Source organism: Aequorivita echinoideorum, from assembly GCF_018476645.1.
Lineage (GTDB): Bacteria > Bacteroidota > Bacteroidia > Flavobacteriales > Flavobacteriaceae > Aequorivita > Aequorivita echinoideorum.
On the sequence record NZ_JAHCTB010000027.1, the window covers coordinates 1 to 718 of the forward strand.

1 protein-coding gene and 1 pseudogene are annotated in these 718 nt (G+C 57.8%); both read left to right on the top strand.

The annotated features are described in order from the left end of the window. Positions 1-11: 11 nt before the first annotated feature. A pseudogene (locus KIV10_RS14105) lies at positions 12-116 on the top strand (immunoglobulin domain-containing protein); the annotation flags it as partial. 75 nt (positions 117-191) lie between these two features. Further along, positions 192-718 (top strand): hypothetical protein (locus KIV10_RS13855; protein WP_214114736.1); only part of this gene is annotated, 527 nt, incomplete at its 3' end.

The following is a 718-nucleotide window of genomic DNA, read 5'->3' on the forward strand; positions in this document are numbered from 1 at the left end:
AGCCCGGGGGCATAGGGAACGAGGTATACTGGTACGACGCACAGACCGGAGGGAACCTGGTGGCCGTAGGGCCCACCCTCGAGACCCCGGTGCTCACCGCCACAACATCCTATTGGGCAGAGGAAGTTTACATTGAGGGAGAGGCACCTCTAAGTGGCCAGGGCAAGCCCGCGCCGACCGGAACCTCTTCTTTGGGAAGCACCCTGAACTATGGACTGCAGTTTGATGCGTCTCAAAGCTTTACGCTTAACAGCGTAGATGTATACCCAACCGCATCGGGCAACCTTGAGATATCGCTGTTCGACAGCGCTGGGGCACTGGTGCAATCAACATCGACCTCTGTGACCGCCAACAGCGGACCGGTAACCGTACAGCTAAATTTCCTTATCACGCCAGGAACGGGATACCGACTTTTGCAGACCTCTAACCCGAGCCTTGCGCTCATACGGGACTCCAGCGGGAACAGTTTTCCCTATTCGCTGGGCACCGCCGGCAATCTGGGGACAATCACAAACGGTACCTATGGGACAAGTACACTCAACTCGAGTTCCTACTACTATTTTTATAACTGGACCGTGGGCGTGGGGCAGGTACTCTGCCAGTCCGACCGGGTCGAGGCCGTGGCCGAGGTGAACAACACCCTGCCGGCCCCTCCGGCAGGTGATGCCGCGCAACAATTCTGCGGAAACGAGAACACCGTGGCCGACCTTGACGTAAC